Source organism: Bradyrhizobium sp. BR13661, assembly GCF_029892425.1.
Taxonomy (GTDB): Bacteria; Pseudomonadota; Alphaproteobacteria; order Rhizobiales; family Xanthobacteraceae; genus Bradyrhizobium.
Map to the genome: position 1 here is coordinate 322103 of NZ_JARXWB010000003.1, position 22347 is coordinate 344449.

Sequence of the window (22347 nt, forward strand, 5' to 3'; positions counted from 1 at the left end):
TCTCCTTGGATGCGAGGGACAGATGTTCGGGACTCACGCGGCCTTGGCCTTGACGTAGCGTCCCGGGGCGGGTTCGATGACCGGGAACTCGCGGTTACCGGCGCTCTCGGGGGCAGCAACGAGCGCGCCGGCATGCTTCTCGAGCCAGCCGGCCCACAGCGGCCACCAGCTTCCCGGTTCGCTGCGCGCATGTTCGAGCCAGGCGTCGGCGTCGGGCGCGATCGCGCCGACCCAGTAGTTGCGCTTCTTCCTCGCCGGCGGGTTGATCACGCCGGCGATGTGGCCGCTGGCGCCGAGCACGAACGTGATTTCGCCGCCGAGCAGCTCGGTGCTCTTGTAGGCGGTCTGCCAGGGCACGATGTGGTCCTCGCGCGACGAGAACAGGAACGCCGGCACCTCGACCACTCCCAGGTCGACCGGCACGCCGCATTGCACCGTCGCGCCCGGCTTGCGCAGCTTGTTCTCGAGGTAGGTGTTGCGCAGGTACCAGCAGAACATCGGCCCGGGAAGGTTGGTGTCGTCACCGTTCCAGAACAGCAGGTCGAACGCCGGCGGCGCCTTGCCCTTCAGGTAGCCCGACACGACATACGGCCAGATCAGGTCGTTGGCGCGCAGCGCAGCGAACACTTGCGCCAGCTCGGTGCCTTTGAGCAGCCCGTCCTGGCCGATCGTTGCTTCACGCGCCACGGTGGACTGTTCGTCGACGAGCAGCCCGATCTCGCCGGCGTCCGAGAAGTCGAGCATCGTCGTCAGCAGGGTCAGGCTCGCGACCTTGTCGTCGCCGCGCGCCGTCATCACCGCGAGCGCGCTGGCGAGCAGTGTGCCGCCGACGCAGAAGCCCAGCGTGTTGACCCGGTCGGCGCGGCTGATCGCGAGCGCCACGTCCACCGCCTGCATCACGCCCTGCTCGAGGTAGTCGTCCCAGGTCAGCTGGCCCTGCTCGGGCCCGGCGTTGCGCCACGACACCAGGAACACCGTGTGGCCCTGCGCCACCGCATGGCCGACGAAGGAGTTGTCGGGCTGCAGGTCGAGGATGTAGAACTTGTTGATGCACGGCGGCACGATCAGCAGCGGGCGCTCGTGCACCTTGGTCGTGCTCGGCGTGTACTGGACGAGCTGGATCAGCTCGTTTTCGAACACCACGCTGCCCGGGCTGGTGGCGACGTTGCGGCCGACCTCGAAAGCCTTGTCGTCGGTCATCGACACCCGGCCCTTGGCGAAGTCCTGCATGAACAGGCGCGTGCCCTCGACCAGGCTGGCGCCTCCGCTGTCGAGCGCCGCCTGCAAGGCCTCGGGGTTGGTCGCGAGGCAGTTGGCCGGGCTCAGCGCATCGACCACCTGGCGCAGCACGAAGCTCCATTGGGCCTTGCTGCGTTCGTCGAGCGGCGCGGCGTCGAGCGCCTTGCGCAGCATTTCCGACTGGTTCAGGTAGGCCTTGGCGATGCCGTCGAAGCGCGGATCCTGGCGCCAGGGGTCGGCGGCGAACCGGCGGTCGACCGCCCGCGTCGCAGCGCCGGCGGTCGCCGCGGCCGTCCACCTCGACGTCATCTGCTGCAGCGCCTGGTGCTGCCATTGCGTGAAGGCGGTCGCGGCCTGCATCCAGGGCCCGAGGGCGTTGGCCGGATCGGCCGCCGCCCGCGCGGCGGGCGGCGCGAGCGCCTTCAGCAAGTCCTGTTGCGTCGCCATCAGATCGGCGAGCCAGCGGGTCGGGTCGGGTGTGGGGGTTGGCATGGTGAACCCTCCTCAATGCAGTTTCACGTGCGGTTCAGTGCGGCGCACGATGAGCCGGGCCAGCGTGTCGAGCGCGACCTTGGCGACGCCGTGCAGCGCCAGTTCGTGCATCTTGTAGAGCGACAGGTACATGCCGCGCGCGAACAGGCCCTCGACCATCAGTCCGCCCAACATGTTGCCGACCGTGCTGTGCTCGCCCAGCGAGACCAGCGAGCCGAAGTCGCGATAGCGATAGCCGGCGAGCGGCTTGCCAGCGAGCCGGCGCTTGATCTGGCCGAAGATGTGCGTGGCCTGCTGATGCGCCGCCTGTGCGCGCGGCGGGACCAAGCCGCCCTCGCCCTGATTGGCCTCGGGCCAGTGGCAGGCGGCGCAGTCGCCGATGGCGAACACGCTGTCGTCACGCGTGGTCTGCAGCGTCGGTCGCACGACGAGCTGGTTGATGTGGTTGGTCTCGAGCCCCGCAATGTCCTTCAGGAAGTCGGGCGCCTTGACGCCGGCCGCCCACACCACCAGCTCGGCTGCGATCACGCGGCCATCGCCCAGCCGCACCCCGTCGCGCAGCACCTCGGCGACCTTGGCCTTCGTATAAACCTCGACGCCGAGCTTGCGCAGCAGCGCTTCCGTTGCCTGCGACAGGCGCGGCGGCAGCGCGGGCAGCACGCGGTCCGCCGCCTCGATGACTCGCACCTTGATGTCCTTGTCGGGGTCAACGCGGTCGAGCCCGAACGCGACGACCTCGCGCGCCGTGCGGTGCAGCTCGGCAGCCAGCTCGACGCCGGTGGCGCCGGCGCCAATGATCGCGACCTTGAGCTGCTCGGGCCGCAGCGGCGTCGCCTGCGCATGGGCGCGGATGCAGGCGTTGACCATGCGCGCGTGGAAGCGCCGCGCATCAGCCAGCGACTCGAGTTTCATCGAATACTCGCCGACGCCGGGCGTGCCGAAGTCGTTGCTCTGGCTGCCCACGGCGATGACGAGGGTGTCGTAGCCAAAGGCGCGCTGCGGCGTGACCTCTCGACCGTCGTCGTCGAGCGACGGCGCGACGTGCACCTCGCGACGTGTGCGATCGAGCCCGATCATCTCGCCGATCCGGTAGCGGAAGCGGTGCCAGTGCGACTGCGCGAGGTAATCGACCTCGTGCGCCGAGAGGTCCATGCTGCCGGCCGCGATCTCGTGCAGCTTGGGTTTCCAGACATGCGTTCGATTGCAGTCGATCAGCGTGACGTCGGCGCTGCCCTTGCGTCCGAGCCGATCGCCGAGCTTCGTCGCGAGTTCGAGCCCGCCCGCGCCGCCGCCGACGATGACCACGCGGTGTCTCGCGGCACCATTGGTTTTCATCGACGCTTGTGAATGTGCGCCATGCCTCGAACCCGACCCCTGTATCCGCTCGGACCGCTGGTGCTCGCTGCGAGGCGTGGACGCTTGCGCGCACCAAGGTCGGCCTGGTGATCCGACGTGCAGGACAGCGAGACGATCGAACCGCTCGGCTACTGCATCCGCCGCGCAGGTCAACGTGCTGATCTTCATCGTCTTCATCGCCTTCATCGTCGTCACCATCGGCGGGCTCGGCATCAACAACAGCGCATGCCGCCGCCCGGCTTGCTGTAGCGCCGGTCGATGGCGAAGCGGAAGAACGCCTCCTCGCTCATCACAGGCACATCGGGATGGGCCGCCTTGCAGTGGGCGAGATACGCCTCGTAGTCCGGTGCACCGAGCACTCCCTTGAGCGCGTGCCCGATGCACGCCATCCTGTGGGCGAGCGCCTTCACGCGGCCCGGGCGCTTGCCGCCGGCGCCAGGCGCGAAGGGGTCGTCGTCGCCGGTTGGCCGGTCAGTGAGCAACGGCATAAGACACTCCGAGCGGGGCTTCGCGGTACTCCGTTTCCGCCGAGGTCGGCGCCGGTTGGCGCCATCCGCGCAACGCCATCCTGACGGTGAAGTAGGCCATGGCGACCACCAGGAGGGCGAACAAGATCGTGAGGCCCCCGCACAGGTAGTTGTTGAACGCGACCCGCTGCATGTCGGCGATGGTCTTCGCGGGAGCGATCAGGGTGCCGGCCGCCGCCGCCTCGCTGTACCTGTTGGCGAGTGCGAGGAAACCGATTTTCGGATCGCTCGAGAGCACCTTCTGCCACGCCGCCGAAAGCGTGCACACCAGCAGCCACGCCGTCGGCACGAGGGCGACCCAGGTGTACTTCTCGCGCTTCATCTTGATGAGCACCACGGTGACCAGCAGCAGTGCGATGCCGGCGAGCATCTGGTTGCCGATGCCGAACAGCGGCCAGATCGTGTTCACGCCGCCCAGCGGATCGATCGTGCCCTGGTACACGAAGTAGCCCCATCCGAACACGCACAGGATGGTGGCGACGATATTGGCTGGAATCGACTCGATGCGGCCGAGCGGCGCGTACACGTGGCCGAGCAGATCCTGGATCATGAAGCGCCCGGCACGCGTGCCCGCGTCGACCGCGGTGAGGATGAAAAGCGCCTCGAACAGGATCGCGAAGTGGTACCACAGCGCCTCCGTCGCCTTGCCGCCGAACACCTGCGCCATGATCTGCGCGATGCCGACCGCCAACGTCGGCGCGCCGCCCGCGCGATGCAGGATGGTGTGCTCGCCGACGTCCTTCGCGGTCTGGGTGATGAGCTCGGGCGTAATGGTCCAGCCCCATTCACTAATGACCCTGGCCGCCGTATCGACCGTCGGCCCGATCACCGCTGCCGGCACGTTCATCGCGAAGTAGATGCCCGGGTCGAGCACGCTCGCGGCGACGAGCGCCATGATGGCGACGAAGGACTCGGTCAGCATTCCGCCGTAGCCGATGAAGCGGGCCTGGCCCTCGCGCTCGATCATCTTCGGTGTCGTGCCGGAGGAGATCAGGGCGTGGAAGCCCGACACGGCACCGCAGGCGATGGTGATGAACAGGAACGGGAACAGCGAACCCGACACCACCGGCCCGGTACCGTCGATGAAGCGCGTCGTCGCCGGCATCCTCAGCTCTGGCTGCACGACGTAGATGCCGATGGCGAGCGCTGCGATGACTCCGATCTTCAGGAAGGTGGACAGGTAGTCGCGCGGCGCGAGCAGCAGCCACACCGGCAGCATGGAGGCGATCGCGCCGTACGCGATCACAGCCCAGGCGAGCTGCGGCGCGGAGTAGGTGAACAGCGGCCCCAGGGTCGCGCTCTCCGACACGTACTGGCCATACCAGATGGTGAGCAGCAGCACGATGACGCCGAAGGCGGACGCCTCCAGAATCTTGCCCGGACGGATGAACCGCATGTAGATTCCCATCGCCATGGCGAGCGGAATCGTCACCGCGACGGTGAACGAGCCCCACGGGCTCTCGCCGAGGGCCTTCACGACGATCAGTCCGAGCGCCGCCAGGATGATGATCATGATGGCGAGCGTGCCGACCGACGCGATGGCCCCGGCGACGGGCCCCATCTCCATCTTGACCATCTCGCCGAGCGAGCGACCGTCGCGCCGAATCGAGCAGAACAGGACCAGAAAGTCCTGCACCGCGCCCGCCAGCACGACACCGGCCAGCAACCAGATCGTTCCGGGCAGGTAGCCCCACTGCGCGGCGAGCACCGGGCCCACCAGTGGGCCGGCGCCCGCGATGGCCGCGAAGTGGTGCCCATAGAGCACGTACTTGTTGGTGGCGACGAAGTCGACCCCGTCGTGATGCCGCACCGCCGGCGTCATGCGCGTGTCGTCGAGCTGCAGCACCTTCTCGGCGATGAACTTGCTGTAGAACCGGTAGGCGATGAAAAACACGCACAACGCGGCCGTCACCAGCCAGGCGGCGCTGACCGATTCGCCGCGGTTGAGCGCGATGGCCGCAAACGAGAATGCGCCGAGGATGGCGAGCGCCGGCCAAATGAGAATCTGAAGCATCTTGTTCATGCTGGTCTCCAGGGGAACATCAGGGCGCTGCGCTGCACGTCAGCGGGCGGCGGCGCGTGTGCTCGCGCCGCGATGGCTGGCACCAGCCCCAGCGCAGCCAGAAACGCGGCCGGCTGATCGGCGTGGACCCAATGGCCTGCGCCATCAATCTCGACGGTCCGGGCCTGGGGAAACTGCTCGACAAATGCCGCGCTGTCGGCCGGCGTCACGTAGTCGGACAGCGATCCGGTGATCAGCGTCGCCGGCCCGTCGAATCGGCGTGCTGCCAACTCGGGCGGAAAGGCAGACAGCTCGGGGATCGCGGCGCCGATGGCCGGCAGGTTGAGTTGCCAATCAAAATGATCGTTCGTGACCACAAGGTTTTGCATCAGGAATCCGACGGTGGCGGCGTCGGGAATCCTCTCGATCATCTGGCGCACGACATCGGCGCGGTCGGCTGCCGCCCGAGGGTTGAGGCTCAGCATGGCCTGGACATAGGGCGTCAGGCGGTCCGCGTACAATACCGGCGCGATATCGACCACGATGAGGCGCCCGACCGACTCGGGGCTTTCGAGCGCCAGGGTCATCGCTGTTTTGCCGCCCATGCTGTGCCCGATGACGACCGGACGATCGAGTCTCTCACTGCGGATCAGTGCACGCACATCGGCCGCCATCTCGGAGTAGGTCATCGAATCGATCCACGGTGATCGGCCGTGGTTGCGCAGGTCAGCGCAAATGACCCGGTGTTCGGCCGACAGCGCACGGGCTATGCCGCGCCAGTTGCGGCTCGAACCGAAAAGCCCGTGCAGAACGACGACGGGCGGTCCGTCGCCCAAGGATTCGAACGCGAGTTGCAGCGGCATCGCTTTACCTGCTACTTCTTCTTCTGCGGCGGCAGATCGGTGCACACGCCTTCGAACAGTTCGGCCGCCATGCCGATCGATTCGCCGAGCGTCGGGTGCGGGTGGATGGTCTTGCCGATGTCGGTCGGCTCGCAGCCCATCTCGACGGCTAGGCAGACCTCGCTGATCAGGTCGCCTGCATGCGTACCGACGATTCCGCCGCCGATCACGCGATGTGTGGCCTCATCGAAGATCAACTTGGTAAAACCTTCGTCGCGACCGTTGGCGATGGCGCGGCCCGACGCGGCCCAGGGGAACACCGCCTTGCCAATCTTGATGCCCTCGGCCTTGCACTGCTCCTCGGTCTTGCCGGCCCAGGCGACCTCTGGATCGGTATAGGCCACCGACGGAATCTGCCGCGCGTCGAAGAACGCCGCCTCGCCGTGCGCGGCTTCGGCCGCCACATGCGCCTCGTGCACCGCCTTGTGCGCCAGCATCGGCTCGCCGACGATGTCGCCGATCGCGTAGATGTGCGGCACGTTGGTCCGCATCTGCTTGTCGACGTTGATGAAGCCGCGGTCGGTCACCGCCACGCCGGCCTTCTCGGCGCCGATCTTCCTGCCGTTGGAGCTGCGCCCCACGGCCACCAGCACGAGGTCGTAGAGCTGTGGCTCCTTCGGCGCCCTGTCGCCCTCGAACGCGACCTCGATGCCGGCCTTGGTCGCCTTGGCGCTCACGGCCTTGGTCTTCAGCATCACCTTGTCGAAGCGGTGGGTGTTCATCTTGTCCCACACCTTGACGAGGTCGCGGTCGGCGCCCTGCATCAGGCCGTCGAGCATCTCGACCACGTCGATGCGCGTGCCGAGCGTCGAATACACCGTGGCCATCTCCAGTCCGATGATGCCGCCGCCGACCACCAGCATGCGCTTGGGGATGACCTTGAGCAGCAGCGCGCCGGTGGAGTCGACGATGCGCTCGTCCTCGGGCATGAACGGCAGCTTCACCGCCTGGCTGCCCGCGGCAATGATCGCCTTGGCGAATTTGACGACCTTCTTGCCGCCGTCGGCCGCGACAACTTCGACATGGTGCGGATCGAGGAAGCTGCCGACGCCCGTGATCACTTCGACCTTGCGCGCCTTGGCCATACCGGCCAAGCCACTGGTCAGCTTCTTGATTACGCCGTCCTTGAAGGCGCGCAGCTTTTCGATGTCGATCTCGGGTGCGCCGTACTTGATGCCGTGGTCGGGCAGGTGCTTGACCTCGTCCATCACCGAGGCGGTGTGCAGCAGCGCCTTCGACGGGATGCAGCCAACGTTCAGGCAGACGCCGCCGAGCGTTGCATAGCGCTCGACGAGCACGGTCTTCATGCCGATGTCGGCACTGCGGAAGGCCGCCGAGTAACCGCCGGGCCCGGCGCCGAGCACGACCATCTCGCATTCGACGTCGGCCTTGCCGCTGTAGGTGGCGGCGCCCGGAATCGGCGCCACCGGCGCAGCGGGGGCCGCTGCCTTGGCCGGTGCGGCCGGCGCAGGGGCCGGCGCAGCGGTTGCGGCGGCCGCTGCCTCGACGACCAGGATCACCGAGCCCTCGCTGACCTTGTCGTTGACCTTGACCTTCAGCTCTTTGACCACGCCGGCGTGCGACGACGGAATCTCCATCGAAGCCTTGTCCGACTCGACCATGATCAGCCCGGTGTCGACGGCGATCGTCTCGCCGACCTTGACCATCACCTCGATGACCGCGACATCCTTGAAATCGCCGATGTCCGGGACGTTGACTTCCACGAATTGAGCCATGACCGCAGGTCCTTAGAACATGGTGCGCCGCATGTCGGCGAGCAGGTTGGCGAAATGGACATTGAAGCGCGCCGCGGCAGCGCCGTCGATCACGCGGTGGTCCCAGGACAGCGACAGCGGCAAGGTGAGCCGCCAGCTTGAGGTTTTGCCGTCGCTCGAATGCTGCTTCCAGTAGCTCTTGCACACGCCCATGATCGAAACCTCGGGCGCGTTGATGATCGGCGTGAAGTAGATGCCGCCGATGCCGCCCAGCGACGAGATGGTGAATGTGCCGCCGGACATCTGGTCGGGCTTCAACTTGCCATCGCGCGCCAGCTTGGCCAGTTCGCCCATCTCCTTGGTGATCTCGACGATGTTCTTCTTGTCGACGTCGCGGATCACCGGCACCATCAGGCCGTTCGGTGTATCGGCGGCGAAGCCGATGTGCCAGTAGTTCTTCAACACCAGCCCGTCACCATCGAGGCTAGCGTTGAACTCAGGGAACTTCTTCAGCGTCGCCACGGCCGCCTTCATCATGAAGGGCAGCATGCTGACCTTGACGCCGGACTTCTCGAGCTCCTTGTTCATTTGCACGCGGAACGCTTCGAGGTCGGTGATGTCGGCCTCGTCGTGTGTCGTCACATGCGGGATGACGACCCAGTTGCGGTGCAGGTTCGCGCCGGAGATCTTCTTGATGCGCGACAGTTCCTTGCGCTCTACCGGTCCGAACTTGGCAAAGTCGACCTTCGGCCAGGGCAGCAGGTCGACGCCACCGACACCGCCACCGGCAGGTGCGGCTCCGGCCTTCGGCGCGGGCGCCGCGGCGGCGCCGCCCTTGGCGAAGGCCTCGACATCGGTGCGCACAATCCGGCCATGCGCACCGGTGCCCTTGACCTTGCCGAGGTCGACCGAAAGTTCGCGCGCCAGCTTGCGCACCGCCGGGCCGGCGTAGGCGAGCGCGAGCGCCGCTTCATCGATGCCGCCGGATGCCGCGGCCGCAGCAGCCGGAGCCGCGGCCTGCCCAGCCGCCGCGGACACGGCCGGTGCGGCTGCCGCCGCCGACGCGCTGCCGGTGGCCAACGCCATGATGATGCTGCCCTCGTTGACTTTGTCGCCGACCTTGACGCGAATCTCCTGGACCACTCCGCCCAAGGGCGCCGGCACTTCCATCGTCGCCTTGTCGGATTCAAGCGAGACCAGCGGGTCTTCGGCCTTGACCGTGTCACCCACTTTCACGAACACCTCGATCACCGGCACGTCCTTGAAGTCGCCGATGTCGGGAATGCGCACTTCGGCCAGGCCTGCCGGCGCGCTCACCGGCGACGGCGGCGCGCTGACGCTTGGCTTGGCCGCCTCGGCCGGCGCAGCGGCAGCGCCTTCGCCCTCGAACTGCAAGATGACGCTGCCTTCGCTGACCTTGTCGCCGATCTTGACGCCGATAGCCTTGACCACGCCGCCCAAGGGCGCCGGCACGTCCATCGTCGCCTTGTCGGATTCGAGCGATATCAACGGGTCTTCGGCCTTGACCGTGTCGCCCACTTTCACGAACACCTCGATCACCGGCACGTCCTTGAAGTCGCCGATGTCGGGCACCTTGATGTCGATTGCCTGGCTCATGTTGTGTTGTCCTTGGCGTGTTAGACGGTCCAGGGCGCTGCGCGCTCGGTGTCGAGCCCGTACTTGGCGATCGCCGCGGCTACCACCGCGGGCTTGATTGTCCCCTCGTCGGCAAGCGCCTTCAGCGCGGCCACCGCCACGTAGTAGCGGTCGACCTCGAAGAAACGTCGCAGCTTGGCGCGGTAGTCGCTGCGGCCGAAGCCGTCGGTGCCCAATACCACGTAGCGCCGGCCGGCGGCCTGCACGTACTCGCGCACTTGGTCTGCGTAGTTACGCATGTAGTCGGTCGAGGAGATCACCGGACCCTCGTGGCCGTCGAGGCAGGCCTCGACCCAGCTCTTGCGCCGGACCTCGGTGGGGTGCAGCAGGTTCCAGCGCTCGGCGGCCATGCCGTCGCGGCGCAACTCGTTGTAGCTGGTGGCGCTCCAGAGATCGGCGGTGACACCGAAGTCGGCCTTCAGAAGATCGGCCGCGGCGATCACCTCGCGCAGGATCGTGCCGCTGCCCATCAATTGCACCCGCAAGCCCTTCTTCGCCGTCGGGCCGCCGTCCTTGAGCTTGTACAGGCCCTTCAGAATGCCTTGCTCGGCGCCTTCGCCCGCGACCTTGGGAACATCCGCCAGGCCGGGGTGCGGGTAGTTCTCGTTCATCAGGGTGACGTAGTAATAGACGTCCTCCTGCGCCTCGTACATGCGGCGCATGCCCTCGCGGATGATCGTCACCACCTCGTAGGCGAAGGTAGGGTCGTAGGAGATGCAATTCGGAATGGTGCCGGCGAGGATGTGGCTGTGGCCGTCCTCGTGCTGCAGGCCCTCGCCGTTGAGCGTGGTGCGTCCCGCGGTGCCGCCGAGCAGGAAGCCGCGCGCGCGGATGTCGCCGGCCAGCCAGGCCAGGTCGCCTACCCGCTGCAGCCCGAACATCGAGTAGTAGATGTAGAACGGGATCATCGGCACGTTGTTCGTGCTGTACGAGGTAGCCGCGACGATCCAGCTCGACATCGCGCCGCCTTCGTTGATGCCCTCCTGCAGCACCTGGCCGTCCTTCGACTCGCGGTAGTACATCAGCTGGTCGGCGTCCTGGGGCTTGTAGAGCTGGCCGACCGACGAGTAGATGCCGAGCTGCCTGAACATGCCCTCCATGCCGAAGGTGCGCGACTCGTCGGGCACGATCGGCACCACGTGCTTGCCGATGTTCTTGTCGCGCACCAGGGTGCCGAGCATCTGCACGAAGGCCATCGTGGTCGAGATCTCGCGCTCACCCGTGCTGTCGAGCAGGCGCTGGAAGGTGGCCAGCGGCGGGATCGTCAGCGACGCCGACTTGCGCCGGCGCTGCGGCAGGTAGCCGCCGAGCGCGGCGCGGCGCTCGTGCAGGTACTTCATTTCCGGGCTGTCGGCCGCCGGCTTGATGAAGGGCACCTTGGCCAAGTCGTCATCAGACACCGGAATCTGGAAGCGGTCGCGGAAGCCGCGCAGTGCATCGGCCGTCATCTTCTTGGCCTGGTGCGAGATCATCTGGCCTTCGCCCGATTCGCCCATGCCGTAACCCTTGACCGTCTTGGGCAGGATCAGGGTCGGCTGGCCGGTGTGTCTGACCGCTGCCGCGTAGGCCGCGAAGACCTTCTCGGGGTCGTGCCCGCCGCGCGTCAGGCTCCAGATCTCGTCGTCGCTCATGTCGGCGACCAGTGCCTTCAGTTCGTCGTACTTGCCGAAGAAATGTTCGCGCACGTAGGCGCCGCTTTTGCTCTTGAAGTCCTGGTACTCGCCGTCGACGCACTCTTCCATGCGCTTGAGCAGGATGCCGCTCTTGTCCTTGGCGAGCAGCTTGTCCCAGCCGCTGCCCCAGAGCACCTTGATGACGTTCCAGCCGGCGCCGCGGAACACCGATTCGAGTTCCTGGACGATCTTGCCGTTGCCGCGCACCGGGCCGTCCAGCCGTTGCAGGTTGCAGTTGATGACGAAGATCAGGTTGTCCAGGTTCTCGCGGCCGGCCAGGGAGATTGCGCCGAGCGACTCGGGCTCGTCCATCTCGCCGTCGCCCATGAATGCCCAGACCTTGCGCTGCGAGGTCTCGGCCAGGCCGCGACCTTGCAGGTATTTGAGGAAGCGCGCCTGGTAGATCGCCAGCAGCGGCCCGAGTCCCATCGAGACCGTGGGGAACTGCCAGAAATCGGGCATCAGCCAGGGGTGCGAGTACGACGACAGGCCCTTGCCGCCAGTCTCCTGCCGGTAGCTGAGCAGTTGGTCCTCGCTCAACCGGCCCTCGACGAAGGCGCGGGCGTAGATGCCGGGCGAACAGTGACCCTGGATGAAGAGAAGGTCGCCGCCGTGCTGCTCGGTCGGCGCGTGCCAGAAATGGCTGAAGCCGATGTCGTACAGCGTCTCCGCAGACTGGAAGCTGGCGATATGGCCGCCGAGCTCGGAGCTTTCCTTGTTGGCGCGCAGGATGATCGCCAGCGCGTTCCAGCGGATGATCGAACGCAACCGATGCTCGATCGCGCGGTCGCCGGACGACTTCTGTTCATGTTCGGGCGCAATGGTGTTCTTGTACGCCGTCGTCAGCGAGCGCGGCACGTACACGCCGACGCGCCCCGCCTCATCGACCAGTCGGTTGACGACGTAGTTAGTGCGCGCGCCCCCCCGATGCGCCTGCAGGGCTTTGAGAGCGTCGAGCCACTCGCTGGTCTCGCCGAGGTCGATGTCGTCGTCTGGGTTCATGGGTGTCTCCGACTTCAGTCTGAAGCGGGCCAATCCCCAACCGTGTTTGCCTGATCACGGAGTCGGCCCCTACATGCTGGTAATTCTGGTATTGCCGGTAATTCTGGTCAGACCACGATCGGTTGATTACATACAGGTGTTTTGCTATCCTCGTCAATACCGGTGCCTCAGGACGATTCGAAACGCAGCGATTCATGCAAAAAGCAGTTCCCCTCAGTGCCGTGGCGCATCCCCGGCGGCAGCGCCTTTCGGACACAATCACCTCGCAGATCGAGCAACTGATCGTCCACGGAACGCTCAAGCCGGGCGATGCCCTGCCCTCGGAACGCGATCTCTCCAAGCAGCTCGGCGTTTCACGACCGTCCTTGCGCGAGGCACTGCTAATCCTGGAAAGCCACGGCCTGCTGCAGGCCCGGCGCGGCGGTGGCTTCGGCGTCACCGACGTGACGGCATCGACCCTGACCGACCCGCTGGTGCACCTGCTGCAGCGGTATCCGTCGGCGGTCGACGACGTGCTCGAGTTGCGCCACGGCCTGGAGTGCACGGCCGCGTACTTCGCGGCGCAGCGCGCTACGGATGCCGACGTCAAGCGCCTGCGCGACCTCATGACGGCCATGAAACGGCGGCGCTCTAAGCGCGAACCACTCGAGGACGCCGATCTCGACGTCGATTTCCACATGACCATTGCCGATGCGTCGCACAATCTGGCGCTGGTGCATGTAATGCGCGGCATCTTCAACCTCATGCGCATCAACATGCTGCGCGCGCGCGAAGCGCTGCACCACCACCACGATAACGTGATCCTGCTCGACGACCAGCATGAGGCGATCGTCAAGGCCATCGTCGCCCGAGACCCGGCCGCGGCCCGCGACGCAGCCAACCTTCATCTCAGCTTCGTCCAGACCAGCCTGCGCGAGGACGCCGCTCCGCCCGTGCGCAAGCGGGCAGCTGCCGTTAGCAAGGCGAAGCGCCGATGAACTGGTAGACTGACGCAAAGCGTTCGTTTGCACGTACCTGAATGCATCAAGCTTCAAGGTTTCGAACCATTGCGAAACAACAACCGTTGCACGTTACGGACATCCCATGGTCGTCATCGTCGATACCGTTTCAGCCACGCCGCTGCGCCCGCGCCACCCCGAAAAGGTGAACCGGCCGGACGCGCTATCGCCGCCGAAGCCCGACTGGATCAGGGTACGCGCGCCGAGCACGCGCGGCTATGCCGACACCCGCAAGATCGTCAAGGAAAACGGCCTCGTCACGGTGTGCGAGGAGGCGGGCTGCCCGAATATCGGAGAGTGCTGGGACAAGAAGCACGCCACCTTCATGATCATGGGGGACACCTGCACCCGCGCCTGCGCGTTCTGCAACGTCAAGACCGGCATGCCAGGCGCGCTCGATGCGCTGGAGCCGGAACACGTCGCCGAGGCCACCCTCAAGCTCGGGCTTGCCCATATCGTGATCACTTCCGTCGATCGCGACGATCTCGCCGACGGCGGCGCCGCGCATTTCGCGCAGACCATCCGGGCGATCCGCGCACGTTGCCCGACCACGACCATCGAGGTCCTGACTCCGGATTTCCTGCGCAAGGACGGCGCGCTTGAAGTCGTGGTGGCGGCGAAGCCCGACGTGTTCAACCACAATCTGGAAACAGTGCCATCGCATTATCTCACCGTGCGCCCCGGCGCGCGCTATTTTTATTCGATCCGGCTATTGCAGCGGGTGAAGGAAATCGACCCTAGCATGTTTACCAAGTCAGGAATTATGGTCGGGCTCGGCGAAGAACGGCACGAGGTGTTGCAAGTGATGGACGACATGCGCTCGGCGGATGTCGATTTCCTCACTATCGGTCAGTATCTGCAGCCGACCCGCAAACATCACGCCGTGATGCGATACGTGCCGCCGGATGAATTCTCCGGCTATGAGAAGATCGCCTACACCAAGGGCTTCCTGATGGTGTCGGCGAGCCCGCTAACCCGCTCGTCGCATCATGCCGGCGATGATTTTGCGAAACTCAGGGCAGCGCGGGCGGCTATCTTCGGCTGAGCGATGATGGATGCCGAAATTCTCCAGCAAGCGCCGGGTTCGCCACACCGCGCCGCAGATGTTCGACCTGGTGGCCGACGTCGAGCGCTACGCCGAAGTCGAAGCCCTTGCGGCGCAGGTTACCCTCTCGGCACCGAAGCTATGGCTCGGCCACAACTTACGCTTTCGTCCCAGACTGACAGCCCCGCCTTGAAAAAGGACGAGGCTTTTTCGTACCACGCGATTGGCGGTGGCGTCCGATTTATGGTCAGCCATCAGCTTTTCCTTCCATCGTGTGTAAGACATCGCGGGTCTTTGTTCGGTGAAATCGAAGATAGTTGGCTACTTCAGTCTATCCGTGTTCCAGGACTCACGAGTCGCAGCGTGAAGACGCATGGGAGCAACGAAATCCAGACCATCGAGAGAGGTCCCGCTTTCGTCCAAAGCCCCATAGAGGTGATTGGCCGACAGCGCTGCGGCCATCGCATGCGGGCTCTCGATGCCTGGCTGGCGGTGGGGAAGGAATGCGCAGGAGCCTTGGCAGCAATGGCCATAACAGGATTGCCGTCCCGATGGAAGCAAGCGCGGTGATGGCCTTAACCACCCCTTCGATTCCGTAGATCGGCACCCAGAGTGTGTAAATCGATAATACATGGGTCAAGCCGCAGGCGAGAATAAACGCGGCAAACGCCCAGAAGAGCCAGCCGAAGCGAATATCAGACCTTTTCGATACGAAGATCGCAAGGGCGAAAGGAATGGAAAAGTACGAAAGTGCGATGATGGCATCGGAGACTACGTGAACGATCAGGACCTCCGGATCCCACAACAGGCAAAACCCATGAGGAGAAAACATGGTCGTATCAAAGAATTTTTTGATGCCTTCCAACATTTATTGCCTCGTTAGATTTTTGCTCCTGACCGAGCCGTGTTCCTTAGGCTGGGTACCCAGCGACCTTCGTGTAAACCTTTCAGATTTCGGCTTGCGTGTCGAACGCATACGTATTGCGACTCCTGAAGAGGTAAAGGCTGTGGTGCGGGCGGTGGTCGAACAGGTGAATGTGATCTGGAATCCCTCGCGTTGGCCGATCAGCGCGGCTTCAGGAGCGGAGCGGTTAGGCCCCGACGGCGTTTTGCATGGCAAGCACCAGCCCGAACTGAACCCTTGTAAAAAGGTTGAGCTCAGCTTCCATGAGCGACCGCAACCGGAATCAGCCACGCCGTCAAGGAGTTTGAGAGGGGTACCCATAACCACTCTCGGGAAAAGCCTGTTCCTCTTGCATATTTATCCAACACCTGAAAACGTTCAATCTTCCAAGATATGAGAACGGCGGACTCTGCTTACAATGATCCAGATGCCGAGCGCAGCGAGCGGTACGAAGAGCGCCGTCGCATAGGCGGGATCGAAATGCAAATAGCCGGCGCGATGCGCGGCCTCAGCCAATTCTTTGAAGAGAGACGTAGCATAATAAGTTATCGCTGCAACGGACAAGCCTTCTACCGTGGTTTGCAGCCGCAACTGCAACCGCGTGCGAGCATTCATCGACTTGAGAAGCTCTTGGTTTTGTTGCTCGAGCTCAACGTCAACCCTGGTGCGCAAGAGATTAGCCGCGCGTGTGAGCCTAAGCGAAAGATTGGCCTGCCGCGCCTCCGTAGAAGCGCAGGTCCTCATCGCGGGCGCCATGCGGCGAGCCAAAAACGACGTCCATGTGGGAAATCCAGCGACCTTGCGCTCACCAACAATCTGTAGCCGCTGAGTGACGATCTCTTCATAAGCTTTACTTGCGCCAAACCGAAATTGGCTTGCTGCTGCTCCCGCTTCAACGTCAGCAGCGAGCGCTGTGAGCTCATCCAGCATCTGGTGATTGTCGGTCAAATCTTTTGCATTGCGCATACGCTCGGTAACTTCGGCTAAGCGTTTTTCAGCCAATGCAATGGAGGGCGCGAGTCGTTGGGCTTCTGGCAACCCCAGCAAAGCCAAAGTCCGGTAAGTTTCGATATCGAGCAGATGCTGAACGATTGCCCCGGTCGATTCGCTGCCAAGGCCGCGGTCGACCAAAAGAATGCGGACGAAGCCTTCAGGTGTGAGCTGGAAATCCGTGGCATACATTGCTGTCCCGTCAGAATTTTCCGCGACCGCAAGACTGGAATGGTCGAACATGGCGTACAACGCTGCCACGTCTTCCGTTTGAGCGACCACGTTAAGGTCTACTGCAACCAGATGTGGACCAGGTTGGGCGACCAGTCGCATTGGAGATGCCAGCGAAGCCGCTGCGGGGTGGAATGCACCAGTCTTGGGATCGACCGGTACCTCCCACGTGTAAGTCGTGAACTCCGAGTGCTGCTCCCAACGCAGGTTCGTACCACCGAGCGACAGGCGGAAGTGTTTGTCTTCCGGCAGAGGCGTCTGAAGGCCGCGAGATCGGCATAGCTCAACCAATTGCTTGCGATCTGCCACCGCTCTCACGCCTGCCGTTTCAAAGGCAAAATGAAGAATGCGGGTCGCGATCGCCAATGCGTTGAACGGTCGGGCGTGCACTTCCCCCAAAACCGTCGTGCGCAGGGGATGCGGCACAAGCCGGGCAATTTCGCTCTCGCCGATCAGGACCCCGTTGTCCATGCACGTTCCTCCCGCTTAAAGACCCCCTCGCGCATTGGCGGAGCCTGCGCGGCGCGGGCGCCACAACTCACTCAGCGTTTCACAGCACGCGCATCAAGCCTACTGCACCGCGGACGTGGCGCGCGCAAACAAACGAGACCGCTATTGTAGTAACTCTGCAAGCAGCTTATTGGGAAAGCGGCGCTTTTGAACGATGGCATAAAAGCGCTCGGAAACTTCCCCTATTCGACAATACTCGACAAGAATCTTGTTTTCCAGCTCGTCCTGAACGACGATTGGCGGCACTACTGTCAGAGCCTGGCGTTCCCGGGCCAAAAGTCGCAACATGGCCATGTCATCAACCTCCGCCAGGATAAGCGGGTGTATTCCTGCCCGTTCGAGCACCCGATCAAATGCTAGCCGGATATCGCTCTCCATACTGGGAAGTAGTAAAGGCCATGTTTGGAGATCCTCAGGAAAAAGGAATTTTTTTCGACCACGCTTGGGATGACCAACCAAACTGACCGGCTGCTCATCTATGAGGTGATTGCGCAAGATCGAATGTGAATCGCGCGGAGCTGGGGTGTTCGCCAATACGATGTCGAGAGTATGCGCGTCGAGCTGTGCCAGCAGCTCCCGCATTGCTCCGGAGCGGACAACAATTTCAACGTCCGGTCTGGCAAGTATCGGCCGCAAAAATTCGAGCTGAAAATTCCGGGAAAGAGTGGGCAATGCCCCTACGCGCAAGATCTGGCGGTTTGTGAGAAAGTTTCCCTTCAGCGTGCCCAATAGTTCATCGCCGGCCTTGAAAACCGTATCGGCATAGTCGAGGGCAATTTTGCCCGCTTCGGTCAAAATGAGGGCTTTGCCACTTCTTTCAAATAGTTTGTGGCCAATCTGCCGCTCAAGCTTTTGCAGCTGCACGGACACCGCCGACTGGGACAAATGTAGCTGCTCAGCCGCGCGCGTCAGATTTCCCAATCGCGCAACCGCCCAAAAGTACCGCAAGTGGTTGTAGTTCAAGGTCGCCATATCGTTCTATATAAACGAACGATATCACATAAACAATGAATTTTTAAGCCGTCGTTTTTCACGCTATTCCGTTCAAGTGACGACGACGACTCTGAACTGGGAAACTTCCGCGTGGACATTCATCTTTTGCCATTGCTTGCCCCTATTTTGCTTCTGGTGACCGCACTTTTTGGTTGGTTGTGGCCGGGCGTTCGACCGAGATACTTTGCCGGCCTTGCCGAAATATCCACGATTGCAGTCGCCGCTATCGCGATGCTTTCTGCGGCGATTACTTACAGCCAGGGCTCGGCGACTAGCGCAGTAATTGGGCTTTATGGCCTGGGCTTATCCGTCAGGCTCGACAGCATAAGTATCGTTATGCTTCTTCTGGTCTCTTTTGTCGGCTGGGTCGTAACGCGATACTCCAGAACATATCTAGACGGAGAAGCCCGGCAAGCAGTGTTCACTGCCTGGCTTTGTGCGACCTTGGCTTCAGTTCTTCTTTTGGTCATCGCAGGCAATCTCTTTCAACTGTTCTTTGCCTGGATCGCAACGAGCCTTTCACTGCATCGGTTATTGCTATTCTATCCCGAGCGTTCCGGCGCTCAGCGGGCCGCTCGCAAGAAGTTCATTATAGCGCGGATCGCCGACGTCGCGCTGCTCGGAGGGCTCATATGCCTGATACTGCGCTACGGCAGTGCTGATATCGCAGCGATTTCAAACGCCGCAAAGCTTGACGCGGGAGGCCCGGTGGCAACGCTGGCGGTCGGCCTGCTCGCTGTAGCAGCCATCCTGAAGTCCGCTCAATTTCCGACCCATGGCTGGCTTACGGAGGTTATGGAGACGCCCACGCCGGTATCTGCCCTGCTACATGCCGGTGTGATCAACGCCGGCGGATTTTTGCTGATCCGGTTTGCGGACTTCATGGTGCTGGCACCAGGCATTCTCGCCATGCTCGTCATTATCGGAGGTTTCACGGCGATCTTTGGCGCCTTGGTGATGTTGACTCAATCTGCGGTGAAGACCTCCCTTGCCTGGTCAACCGTGTCACAAATGGGCTTCATGATATTTGAATGCGGCCTTGGCTTATTTTCGCTTGCGCTCCTGCATATCGTTGCCCACTCACTCTACAAGGCGCACTCGTTTCTGGCTTCCGGCGGCGCTGTGGGCCGCGTTGCCACCATACAGCGGCCGGGGCCCGTCGCCATTCCAAGCGTCAAAGCGGTAGCGCGGGCCTTTGGCCTCTCCCTGGTGATTTATCTCGCCATAGCTCTGGCGCTTGGATTTTTTCATAAGTCGCCGCAAAGTATAGCGCTAGGGGTCATACTGGTCCTTGGGGTCGCCTACTTGTTCGCACAAGGTTTTGCGGACGCGGCCCCAAAGCAGTTGACTAGGCTTACAGCCGTGTATGCCGTTGCTACTTCGGTCAGCTATTTCGCGCTTCAATCTGTCGCACAGTGGCTTACTGCTTCAGCTCTTCCGCCTGTTCCCACGCCCGGTGCGCTCGAATGGACGTTGATCGTTCTGGCGCTCGTCAGCTTTGGTCTCGTCGCCTTTGCGCAGTCGATATTTCCTTTATGGGCATACCATCCCGCGGCTGCGGGAGTGCGCGTCCATCTTTCCAACGGCTTGTACGCCAACGCCCTCTTCGATCGTCTAATCGGCGGCTGGTCGGGTCGTAAAACTTTCAAAACCTTGCAGCAGGGCTAAATGAAGTCACGCAACAACCTGGATCATCAAATAATTCATCAAGCCGCAGCCAGAGCGGCGAGATCCATACCTCCGCTGTGGCCGCTCGCTTCGAGCGTCGCGGTCAATCCCTTTCTTGGCCAGACAGACGAAAGTCTTGCCCAAACAAGTTCGCGCCTACAAAGAGTTGTCGGGACTTCCGCCACGATGCCGCGAAGCTGGTATGCAAACCAGCTTGCAGCCGGTTTCGTGACGGACGGGGATCTCATGGAAGCCTTGGCGAACGCTCCGGAGGAATTCCGGCCGGCCGATCTCGTTTCACTAAGGGCCGTCGCGGCCGAGGCGGGCGCGCCCGGCGATGACAAACTTCCAAACCTTGCTGACCTCGCCTCCAACGTCTCGGGGATCGATTGGTGTGGCATCATTGCCGATCGCTTCGGTGCCTGGGCTGGAGGATATTTCGACCAGGGTCAAGCTCTCTGGTCCGCGCCACATTCGGCCAACACTTATGCTGACTGGCGCGCCTTCGCTGTTCACGACCTCACGCCGGAAATCATGGGGCTCGCTGGCTTTGCATCCCATGTCTCACAAGCGCCACCGTCAGCCGCAGATGCAATCGTCCGAGCGACCAAGCAACTGGGCTTAAGCAGTGAGGCGTTGGACACCTACTTCCATCAGCTTTTGATGACACTCGGCGGATGGTCCCAGTACGCTCGGTATAAGTTGTGGCAGGCCGAATTGGCCGGCTCCTCCGACGAAACGATCATCGGCATGCTGGCGATTCGGCTGATCTGGGAAGAAGCGTTTCAGGCTCATTATGCGGAAAGTATCGCCCAAGAATGGAAAATTGTTCGACGCAAGCATGAATTGCCGGTGTCGGCGAACGAAAACACAGTACTTGACGCCATACTACAGGAATCTTGCGAGCGGGCATTCCAGCGTCGCTTATCGGCCGTGTTAGGATCGAAAGGTGACACCACGACCGTCCGGCCGATCCTGCAAATCGCCTTCTGCATCGACGTTCGTTCCGAAGTATTCAGACGAGCGCTTGAGTCCACTAGCCCCGATATCCAGACGCTTGGCTTTGCAGGCTTTTTTGGGCTGACAATCTCGCATCGCTCATTTGCTTCTGACGTTCCGGAACTCCGCCTGCCAGTTCTCCTGAATCCCAATGTTACGACCTCCGCAGGCGGTTTTTCAGATAATTCCAGCGATGTGGCGGCAAGGATCAGAGCGCGGGCTAAGCGGGCATGGGGACGATTCAAGCTTGCCGCGGTGTCTTCGTTTGCGTTTGTAGAAGCGACGGGACCTGTCTATCTCGGAAAACTTCTCGGCGATGCTCTTGGCTTATCTTCTTCCGCGGCGCAAATCGAACCCCAGCCTCGCTTTGATCCGGAAATTGATCTCACGGTAAAGGTCGATACAGCCGAGACTATTTTGCGTGCAATGTCTCTGACCCGAGATTTTGCACGATTTGTCTGCCTGGCGGGCCATGCCGCTACCGTCGTCAATAACCCGCACGCGAGCGCGCTTAACTGCGGCGCCTGCGGCGGATACGGTGGTGACGTTAATGCACGTTCGCTGGCATCCCTCCTAAATGATTCAGATGTGAGATGCGGACTTGTCGCCAAGGGTATCGAGATTCCCGCGGACACCAGGTTTGTCGGCGCCCTTCACGACACCACAACGGACCGGGTTGTCTTGTACGCAAGTGACCATCCGAGAGCAGATCATCTTGATGATCTTAAGAAGGTCAAAGGCTGGCTCTCTCAGGCGGGTAAACTTGCTCGCCTTGAGCGGGCCAGTCGTCTTCCCGGCGCCAGCGGCCAGCGCAGCGTCATTCAGAGAAGCCGCAACTGGGCGGAAGTCAGACCGGAATGGGGGCTTGCCGGATGTGCTGCATTCATTGCGGCACCGCGGGCACGAACGCTGGAAAGCAGGTTGGATGGACGAGCATTCCTGCACGACTATGTCTGGACCAAAGACAAGAACTTTTCTGTTTTGGAATTGATCATGACTGCTCCGGTCGTGGTCGCAAGCTGGATCAGCCTGCAGTATTATGGGTCAACGGTTGCGCCTGACGTATTCGGCGCGGGAAACAAGCTCCTGCACAATGTCACCGGAGGGATCGGGGTTATTGAAGGCAATAGTGGATCGATTCGGACCGGCCTGCCCTGGCAGTCGATACATGATGGGCAAAAATACATGCACGATCCCCTGCGTCTTTCAGTGTGTATCGAGGCCCCGCGCGAAGCCATGAACGATGTCCTATCGCGTCACAAGGAAGTGCGCGCGTTGTTTGACAATGGATGGCTCCATCTTTTCGCGCTCGACGATCAGGGACGAATGGCGTGGCGCTATGCCGGCGATTTGAATTGGACGTCTGTTGCCTCTGTGCAAAGCGAATCCCCTGAAATGGAAATTGCCGTCTGATGGTCAAGCTGCAAGGTACTCGTAGGTCCTCG

At 62.6% G+C, this 22347-nt stretch carries 16 protein-coding genes and 1 pseudogene; 6 read left to right on the top strand and 11 right to left on the bottom strand.

Annotated features, from left to right (window positions below):
- Positions 1 to 33: 33 nt before the first annotated feature.
- From phaC to aceE, 8 genes are all read right to left on the bottom strand, one after another.
- The gene (gene phaC / locus M2427_RS07065) at positions 34 to 1731 is read right to left on the bottom strand and encodes a class I poly(R)-hydroxyalkanoic acid synthase (RefSeq protein WP_280705489.1); all 1698 of its coding nucleotides are present in this window, start codon (positions 1729 to 1731) and stop codon (positions 34 to 36) included.
- 12 nt (positions 1732 to 1743) lie between these two features.
- On the bottom strand, positions 1744 to 3066 hold the full coding sequence (locus M2427_RS07070) for an NAD(P)/FAD-dependent oxidoreductase (protein ID WP_280705611.1): 1323 nt from the start codon (positions 3064 to 3066) through the stop codon (positions 1744 to 1746).
- Between the two features lie 233 nt (positions 3067 to 3299).
- Positions 3300 to 3476, bottom strand: coding sequence for a YbdD/YjiX family protein (locus tag M2427_RS42105; RefSeq protein WP_348521915.1), 177 nt, complete (start codon positions 3474 to 3476; stop codon positions 3300 to 3302).
- An 82-nt stretch (positions 3477 to 3558) separates the two neighbouring features.
- Positions 3559 to 5637: a carbon starvation CstA family protein gene (locus M2427_RS07080; protein ID WP_280705492.1), complete on the bottom strand. Its 2079-nt coding sequence runs from the start codon at positions 5635 to 5637 to the stop codon at positions 3559 to 3561.
- A complete protein-coding gene (locus M2427_RS07085) occupies positions 5634 to 6479 on the bottom strand; it encodes an alpha/beta fold hydrolase (protein WP_280705493.1) in 846 nt (281 codons plus the stop codon). Before M2427_RS07085 ends, M2427_RS07080 begins: the two co-directional genes overlap by 4 nt.
- 11 nt (positions 6480 to 6490) lie before the next feature.
- Entirely contained in the window at positions 6491 to 8254 is a 1764-nt protein-coding gene (gene lpdA, locus M2427_RS07090) for a dihydrolipoyl dehydrogenase (RefSeq protein ID WP_280705494.1), read from the bottom strand.
- A 12-nt stretch (positions 8255 to 8266) separates the two neighbouring features.
- On the bottom strand, positions 8267 to 9850 hold the full coding sequence (gene aceF / locus M2427_RS07095; RefSeq protein ID WP_280705495.1) for a dihydrolipoyllysine-residue acetyltransferase: 1584 nt from the start codon (positions 9848 to 9850) through the stop codon (positions 8267 to 8269).
- Between the two features lie 20 nt (positions 9851 to 9870).
- Positions 9871 to 12564 carry a pyruvate dehydrogenase (acetyl-transferring), homodimeric type gene (gene aceE, locus M2427_RS07100; protein WP_280705496.1) on the bottom strand — a complete coding sequence of 898 codons (2694 nt, stop codon included), beginning with the start codon at positions 12562 to 12564 and terminating at the stop codon, positions 9871 to 9873.
- Positions 12565 to 12758: 194 nt separating this feature from the next.
- Between aceE and M2427_RS07105 the strand changes: the two genes are divergently transcribed.
- From M2427_RS07105 to M2427_RS07115, 3 genes and pseudogenes are all read left to right on the top strand, one after another.
- The gene (locus tag M2427_RS07105; protein WP_280705497.1) at positions 12759 to 13541 is read left to right on the top strand and encodes an FCD domain-containing protein; all 783 of its coding nucleotides are present in this window, start codon (positions 12759 to 12761) and stop codon (positions 13539 to 13541) included.
- Positions 13542 to 13647: 106 nt separating this feature from the next.
- Complete coding sequence (lipA, locus tag M2427_RS07110; protein ID WP_280705498.1) at positions 13648 to 14607, top strand: lipoyl synthase; 960 nt, start codon at positions 13648 to 13650, stop codon at positions 14605 to 14607.
- A gap of 10 nt (positions 14608 to 14617) precedes the next feature.
- Positions 14618 to 14704 (top strand): annotated as a pseudogene (locus tag M2427_RS07115) (type II toxin-antitoxin system RatA family toxin); the annotation flags it as partial.
- A gap of 252 nt (positions 14705 to 14956) precedes the next feature.
- On the opposite strand, the gene M2427_RS07120 reads toward M2427_RS07115, so the two are convergent.
- A complete protein-coding gene (locus M2427_RS07120; RefSeq protein WP_348521911.1) occupies positions 14957 to 15475 on the bottom strand; it encodes a hypothetical protein in 519 nt (172 codons plus the stop codon).
- Here M2427_RS07120 and M2427_RS07125 point away from each other — a divergent pair.
- Entirely contained in the window at positions 15462 to 15908 is a 447-nt protein-coding gene (locus M2427_RS07125) for a hypothetical protein (protein ID WP_280705500.1), read from the top strand. The two genes, M2427_RS07120 and M2427_RS07125, sit on opposite strands and share 14 nt — an antisense overlap.
- Here the strand turns inward: M2427_RS07125 and M2427_RS07130 are convergent.
- Both M2427_RS07130 and M2427_RS07135 read right to left on the bottom strand, forming a co-directional pair.
- Positions 15890 to 17203 carry a DUF3422 domain-containing protein gene (locus tag M2427_RS07130; protein WP_280705501.1) on the bottom strand — a complete coding sequence of 438 codons (1314 nt, stop codon included), beginning with the start codon at positions 17201 to 17203 and terminating at the stop codon, positions 15890 to 15892. The two genes, M2427_RS07125 and M2427_RS07130, sit on opposite strands and share 19 nt — an antisense overlap.
- A gap of 141 nt (positions 17204 to 17344) precedes the next feature.
- Complete coding sequence (locus tag M2427_RS07135; protein ID WP_280705502.1) at positions 17345 to 18214, bottom strand: LysR family transcriptional regulator; 870 nt, start codon at positions 18212 to 18214, stop codon at positions 17345 to 17347.
- Between the two features lie 111 nt (positions 18215 to 18325).
- Here M2427_RS07135 and M2427_RS07140 point away from each other — a divergent pair, with 111 nt between their 5' ends.
- Together M2427_RS07140 and M2427_RS07145 are read left to right on the top strand one after the other, a co-directional pair.
- On the top strand, positions 18326 to 19903 hold the full coding sequence (locus tag M2427_RS07140) for an NADH-quinone oxidoreductase subunit L (protein ID WP_280705503.1): 1578 nt from the start codon (positions 18326 to 18328) through the stop codon (positions 19901 to 19903).
- Positions 19904 to 22315: a DUF2309 domain-containing protein gene (locus M2427_RS07145; RefSeq protein ID WP_280705504.1), complete on the top strand. Its 2412-nt coding sequence runs from the start codon at positions 19904 to 19906 to the stop codon at positions 22313 to 22315.
- The last annotated feature ends 32 nt before the right edge of the window (positions 22316 to 22347 follow it).

Bases quoted from the DNA above. Each gene is read 5' to 3' on its own strand.
- phaC (WP_280705489.1), bottom strand. From the start codon at position 1,731: ATGCCAACCCCCACACCCGACCCGACCCGCTGGCTCGCCGATCTGATG.
- M2427_RS07070 (WP_280705611.1), bottom strand. From the start codon at position 3,066: ATGAAAACCAATGGTGCCGCGAGACACCGCGTGGTCATCGTCGGCGGC.
- M2427_RS42105 (WP_348521915.1), bottom strand. From the start codon at position 3,476: ATGGCGTGCATCGGGCACGCGCTCAAGGGAGTGCTCGGTGCACCGGAC.
- M2427_RS07080 (WP_280705492.1), bottom strand. From the start codon at position 5,637: ATGAACAAGATGCTTCAGATTCTCATTTGGCCGGCGCTCGCCATCCTC.
- M2427_RS07085 (WP_280705493.1), bottom strand. From the start codon at position 6,479: ATGCCGCTGCAACTCGCGTTCGAATCCTTGGGCGACGGACCGCCCGTC.
- lpdA (WP_280705494.1), bottom strand. From the start codon at position 8,254: ATGGCTCAATTCGTGGAAGTCAACGTCCCGGACATCGGCGATTTCAAG.
- aceF (WP_280705495.1), bottom strand. From the start codon at position 9,850: ATGAGCCAGGCAATCGACATCAAGGTGCCCGACATCGGCGACTTCAAG.
- aceE (WP_280705496.1), bottom strand. From the start codon at position 12,564: ATGAACCCAGACGACGACATCGACCTCGGCGAGACCAGCGAGTGGCTC.
- M2427_RS07105 (WP_280705497.1), top strand. From the start codon at position 12,759: ATGCAAAAAGCAGTTCCCCTCAGTGCCGTGGCGCATCCCCGGCGGCAG.
- lipA (WP_280705498.1), top strand. From the start codon at position 13,648: ATGGTCGTCATCGTCGATACCGTTTCAGCCACGCCGCTGCGCCCGCGC.
- M2427_RS07125 (WP_280705500.1), top strand. From the start codon at position 15,462: ATGCCTTCCAACATTTATTGCCTCGTTAGATTTTTGCTCCTGACCGAG.
- M2427_RS07120 (WP_348521911.1), bottom strand. From the start codon at position 15,475: ATGTTGGAAGGCATCAAAAAATTCTTTGATACGACCATGTTTTCTCCT.
- M2427_RS07130 (WP_280705501.1), bottom strand. From the start codon at position 17,203: ATGGACAACGGGGTCCTGATCGGCGAGAGCGAAATTGCCCGGCTTGTG.
- M2427_RS07135 (WP_280705502.1), bottom strand. From the start codon at position 18,214: ATGGCGACCTTGAACTACAACCACTTGCGGTACTTTTGGGCGGTTGCG.
- M2427_RS07145 (WP_280705504.1), top strand. From the start codon at position 19,904: ATGAAGTCACGCAACAACCTGGATCATCAAATAATTCATCAAGCCGCA.